Origin of the sequence: Candidatus Rhabdochlamydia sp. W815 (genome assembly GCF_018642185.1) — a bacterium.
GTDB lineage: Bacteria > Chlamydiota > Chlamydiia > Chlamydiales > Rhabdochlamydiaceae > Rhabdochlamydia > Rhabdochlamydia oedothoracis.
The window spans coordinates 1-4,977 of the sequence record NZ_JAAVTY010000107.1 but is presented as its reverse complement, the minus strand read 5'-3'; the positions used below and the strand labels follow the sequence as shown (position 1 = coordinate 4,977).

Here is a 4,977-nt window from a genome sequence, read left to right as displayed (position 1 = left end):
GTATAGAAGCATTTTCACTACATAAAAACCATTTGTTCGGTGTAAAAAATGTTTTAGCAGATGGAGGATATTCTGGAGAAAAATTTGCAAAAAGAAATACACTTCATCAGTTATTCCCAAAAGATGGGTTGTAGAGCGTTCTTTTGCGTGGATAGAAAAATGTCGCAGGCTATGGAAAAATTGCGAAAGAAAACTACATACCAGCCTGGGTATAGTGGTTCTCGCTTTTATTGCTCTATTTTTGAAAAGATTTTAAACAGGCTCTAAGAGAAGCATAGACGGCGCTTCTAAATACTTTTGTAGGGTTTTTAAAAATTTAGCCGCATCTATTCCATCTAATACTCGATGATCAGCGGACAATTGAAGTTTTAACGTCTTGCCTATGACTATTTTTTTATCCACTACAATAGGTTTTTCTTCAATCGCTCCTACAGCTAAAATAGCAGCTTGTGGTGGATTGATGATCGCTACAAATTCTGAAATGCCGTACATTCCTAAATTAGAAATGGTAAATGAGCCCCCTTCATATTCTTCCCGCTTTAGCTTATTTGCCTGCGCTTTTCCAGCTAATGATTTTACTTCTTTAGAAAGCTCTTGTAGATTTTTATCATCGGCTGCGCGAACAATTGGCGTAATTAACCCATCGGGTATGCTGACAGCTATTGCTATATCTACGGTCTTAAAACGTATAATTGTGCGAGAATCGGGATTAAACCCAGAATTTACATGAGGATACTCTCTTAGAGCTAAAGCGGTAGCACGCAGGATAAAATCATTAAAAGAGAGTTTAATGCCTAAAGAAATTAACTCTTCTCTTAGAGAGACCACTTTATCCATTTGCACTTCTTGTGCGCAATAAAAGTGAGGAATAAAACTTTTTGCATCTTGCAGACGTTGAGCAATCACTTTACGCATAGGAGATAGAGACTCTTCTTCAAATTCTCCAGCAGCTCTTTTAGGAAGCTCTTGTTGCTTCATATTAGTACTTGACGATGCAAAGACAAGATCTCGACTCATAATTCTACCTTTTGGACCTGATCCTTTAACAAGATTTAAATTCAATCCTTGTTTTTTTGCAATTTTGCGAGCTAAAGGAGATGCTTTTATTCTAGTTGTAGCCTCTAAAGGCTCTTCTGTATTTGAAGTTGGTTGTTTTTGGGGTTCTTGAGGAGGTTCTTCTTGAGTAAGAGAAATCCCTTCTGGTCGATATCCCTCTATGCTTTCATTTTCTTCTTCGGTAAAAATGGCGATTGCTTGATTTACCTGTGCTGTGTGATTTTCTTGAACTAAGATCTTACGCAACCATCCTTCATCTAAAGCAGCATGCTCTACTGTAGATTTATCTGTTGCAATTTCGATAAAAGCATCCCCTTCTTTGATATATGAGCCTTCTTTCTTAAGCCACTTTACAATATTTCCTTCTTCCATTGTAGGAGATAGTTTTGGCATGGTTACAGTAAATGGCATAGACACTCCTTTAAGCTAAAACTTTTTGCACCGCTTCGATAATTTGCTCTTTAGTGGGCATAGTTTGCTTTTCCAATACCTTGGAATAAGGCATAGGGGTTTCTTTTTGCGCAACTCTTACAAGAGGAGCATCAAGATCATCAAAACAATGCTCTATAATCTGAAAACCTACTTCTGCAGAAATTCCTCCAAATATGTGCCCTTCTTCTACAAGAACACAGAAATGGGTTTTACGTACAGAAGTTGCAATAGTATCGATGTCAAGGGGCTTAATGGTTCTTAAATCGATGAGTTCTACTTGAATTCCTCGGGTTTGCAGTTCTTTTGCAGCTTCCTCACAAAGCAAAACCATCCGACTATGCGATATTAATGTAACGTGATTTCCTTTTCTAACAACACGCGCTTTTCCAATCGGCACTAGATACTCTTTTGTGGGGATTTCCATTTTATCTCCATAGGAAAGCTCATTTTCCAGAAAAAGCACGGGATTGTTCTGACGGATAGCCGACTTTAAAAGGCCTTTTGCATCATAAGGATTGCTAGGAGCAATCACAATCAATCCAGGAAAATTAGCATAGAGGGCCTCTACACAATGCGAATGCTGTGAAGAAACCTGTGCTGCTGCTCCATTAGGCCCACGAAAAACGATCGGGACGGAAAATCTATTGCCTGACATGTAATACATTTTGATGGCATTAGATATGATTTGATCAAAAGCTACAAAAGAGAAATTAAAACTCATAAACTCAACCACAGGTTTTAAGCCTGTCATTGCAGCTCCAATGGCAAGTCCGGAGAAACCAAGTTCTGCAATGGGTGTATCTATTACACGATCAGGACCCCATTTTTCTAACATCCCTTTAGTGACTTTATAAGCTCCGTTATATTCTGCTACTTCCTCACCTATGATAAAAACACGTGGGTCTTTCTGCATTTCCTCATCAAGAGCTTGTCGCAACGCTTCTCGCATTTCCGTTAGTTGGGTGCTCATGTGTTATTCTCTTCTGATGGAGCAAATACATCTTGCCCTAATGTTACCAGATCGGGCCAAGAACTTTGATTTGCATATTTTAAAGCATCTATTGCTATTTGCTTTTGTTTTTGGTTAAGAAATTGATACTCGCTCTCTGTGATCATGTTTGCTTTTTGCATAACTTGCATTAACAAAAAGATAGGATCTTTTTGCATGTTATTTTTTAATTCATCTTTGCTGCGATACAAAGCAGGATCTGAAATGGAATGTCCTTTAAATCTTTCTGTAATCACCTCAATTAAAATAGGACGCGATGTTTTTTTAACTTCTTCAAATGCCGAAGAAAAACCTGCATAGCAGTTAAAAAAATCCATGCCATCTAAAGTATACCCTTTCATATTAAAACTAGGCGCCTTTGTCTCTGCAATAGGCTCTAAACAAAGAGCTCTTGCTACATGGGTTCCCATACCCCAGTGATTATTTTCAATCACATATATGCAAGGAAGATCCCACAAAGAAGCTAAGTTCAGTGATTCGTGAAAAGAACCCTGAGCTACTGCCCCTTCTCCAAAAAAACATACAGAAACTTGTTTGGACTCTTTTAAAGCATTTTTTTGTTTATATTTAATGCTAAAAGCAGCGCCTGTTGAAATAGGGATTTGTCCTCCTACAATTCCGTACCCTCCTAAAAGCTGCTCTGTAAAAAAATGCATCGAACCACCTCGTCCTTTTGCATTACCATTAATACGACCTAATAACTCAGCCATGAGTTCGATGGGAGTAGCTCCTAATAATAGGGCCAAGGCATGGCAACGATAAGAAGTAGCCCACCACTGATCTTTCCCCATTGCAAAAACAGCAGCTGTTTGCACTGCCTCTTGACCAATATAAGAATGAAAGAAACCACCAATTTTACCCTGCAGGTAGGCCCCTTCAGCTCGATTTTCAAAATTGCGTATCAATAGCATTTGCTCAAGCGCAAAAAGGAGCTTATTTTTGCCAAGTAAGGCAATCTCTTTTTCTAAATTACTTGGAAAAAAGTTGTATTCAATTACGGTTTGCTTTTTCATATTCGATTTTTTTTCATTAAGACTTAAACTAGCGCAATTAAAATAAATAAATCAATCACATTGAAGGAAAAGGAGGAAATCCACCTTTGTTTGGTACAATAGTGGGATTGTTTGTTACCGGAACTGTACGCAAATCCTCATCACCACGCATTTGGTAACAACCAGAAAGACAAATGATCCCAAAAATCACACTTAATAAGCGCATAATTATAACTCCTAATTTATTGACAATCAGGATACTACATATGAGAAAAATTGAAAAGCTAAGAATCTAACCATTCTTATTTTTAGGATAAAATGATAGATCAATTTAATTTTGTAATCTATAATCCGTTAAAAACAGAGGGTTTATGAAAAAATTACGACCTATTTACTACGATACAGAAACAACTGGCGTAAAGTCTGCTAAAGATCGAATTATTGAAATTGCTGCTTATGATCCGATAGAAGATCGTTCCTTTGTAGAGTTAATCAACCCAGAATGCCCTATTCCAAAAGAAGCTAGTGCTATCCATCACATTACTGATGAAATGGTAAAAGATGCTCCTAGCTTTAAAGTAATTGCGGAAAAATTCACACAATTTTGCCCTGATAATACGGTGTTAATCGCTCACAATAATGACGCCTTTGATCAATTGTTTTTGGAAGCAGAATTTAAACGAGCAGAAGTTCCTCTTCCCTTTTTTCAATATATTGACACCCTTAAATGGGCACGTAAATACCGCAATGATCTCCCTAGGCATTCTCTACAGTTTTTAAGAGAAACCTATGGTTTCTCCGCTAATCAAGCACATAGAGCGCTTGATGATGTAATTATACTGCACCAAGTTTTTAGCGTTATGATTGATGATTTGCCCATTCAAACGGTATTGCAACTTCTTTCTAAACCCCAAGTTGTATCTCGCATGCCATTTGGTAAACATCAAGGCAAGCCTTTAGAAGAGGTTCCTCGTAATTATGTCACATGGCTAGCATCTAGTGGTGCTTTTGATAAACCGGAAAATAAAGAGTTAAAGCAAGGTTTTGAAAAATTAGGAATTTTAACTCCACTTCTTACAAAGACTTAATGTATTTCCCTCTTAAGCAAAACATTCTTTAAAAGAATCTATAAAAAATGTAAAATAAAAAATATAGATTTTAAAGTAAATTTTGAGAGGAAATATGAAATATAGTGGTTCCGATTCAATCGGATAGAAAAATATTTTGTTTTGTGTTAAGCTATTGAGTATGAAAAAACTGACCCCTAGCCAGAGAGCTGACTTAGAACACAAGTTAAAGCATCCAAAAGACTATTCTGAACGGAATAGGCTTTGTGTAATTTTGGGCTATGATGAGGGTATCTCAACAAAAAATCTTGCTAAAACACTCCGGATAAGCCCTATCACTGTTCAGGAATACCTCAGAGAATATGATTCCGAAAATAAAACTGGAAGTAGCCCTCGAGGCGGTAGCAAATCAAAACTTTCA

The 4,977-nt window shown here is 37.1% G+C and carries 6 protein-coding genes and 1 pseudogene; 3 read left to right on the top strand and 4 right to left on the bottom strand.

Features of this window, described 5'->3' with window-relative positions:
• Positions 1 to 256 (top strand): annotated as a pseudogene (locus RHOW815_RS06810) (transposase); the annotation flags it as partial.
• Here the strand turns inward: RHOW815_RS06810 and RHOW815_RS06805 are convergent.
• The 4 genes from RHOW815_RS06805 to RHOW815_RS06790 are packed head-to-tail and all read right to left on the bottom strand — an operon-like array spanning position 253 to position 3,715.
• Positions 253 to 1,467: a pyruvate dehydrogenase complex dihydrolipoamide acetyltransferase gene (locus RHOW815_RS06805; protein ID WP_215217570.1), complete on the bottom strand. Its 1,215-nt coding sequence runs from the start codon at positions 1,465 to 1,467 to the stop codon at positions 253 to 255. The pseudogene RHOW815_RS06810 and the gene RHOW815_RS06805 sit on opposite strands and share 4 nt — an antisense overlap.
• 10 nt (positions 1,468 to 1,477) lie before the next feature.
• Positions 1,478 to 2,458 carry a pyruvate dehydrogenase complex E1 component subunit beta gene (locus tag RHOW815_RS06800; RefSeq protein WP_215217569.1) on the bottom strand — a complete coding sequence of 327 codons (981 nt, stop codon included), beginning with the start codon at positions 2,456 to 2,458 and terminating at the stop codon, positions 1,478 to 1,480.
• Complete coding sequence (pdhA, locus tag RHOW815_RS06795; RefSeq protein WP_215217568.1) at positions 2,455 to 3,510, bottom strand: pyruvate dehydrogenase (acetyl-transferring) E1 component subunit alpha; 1,056 nt, start codon at positions 3,508 to 3,510, stop codon at positions 2,455 to 2,457. Before pdhA ends, RHOW815_RS06800 begins: the two co-directional genes overlap by 4 nt.
• A 55-nt stretch (positions 3,511 to 3,565) precedes the next feature.
• On the bottom strand, positions 3,566 to 3,715 hold the full coding sequence (locus RHOW815_RS06790) for a hypothetical protein (RefSeq protein ID WP_215217567.1): 150 nt from the start codon (positions 3,713 to 3,715) through the stop codon (positions 3,566 to 3,568).
• A gap of 145 nt (positions 3,716 to 3,860) precedes the next feature.
• On the opposite strand from RHOW815_RS06790, the gene RHOW815_RS06785 reads away from it, so the two are divergent.
• Together RHOW815_RS06785 and RHOW815_RS06780 are read left to right on the top strand one after the other, a co-directional pair.
• Positions 3,861 to 4,577 carry a putative quorum-sensing-regulated virulence factor gene (locus RHOW815_RS06785; RefSeq protein WP_215217566.1) on the top strand — a complete coding sequence of 239 codons (717 nt, stop codon included), beginning with the start codon at positions 3,861 to 3,863 and terminating at the stop codon, positions 4,575 to 4,577.
• A 160-nt stretch (positions 4,578 to 4,737) separates the two neighbouring features.
• On the top strand, positions 4,738 to 4,977 hold a 240-nt coding region (locus RHOW815_RS06780), incomplete at its 3' end, for a helix-turn-helix domain-containing protein (RefSeq protein ID WP_215217565.1).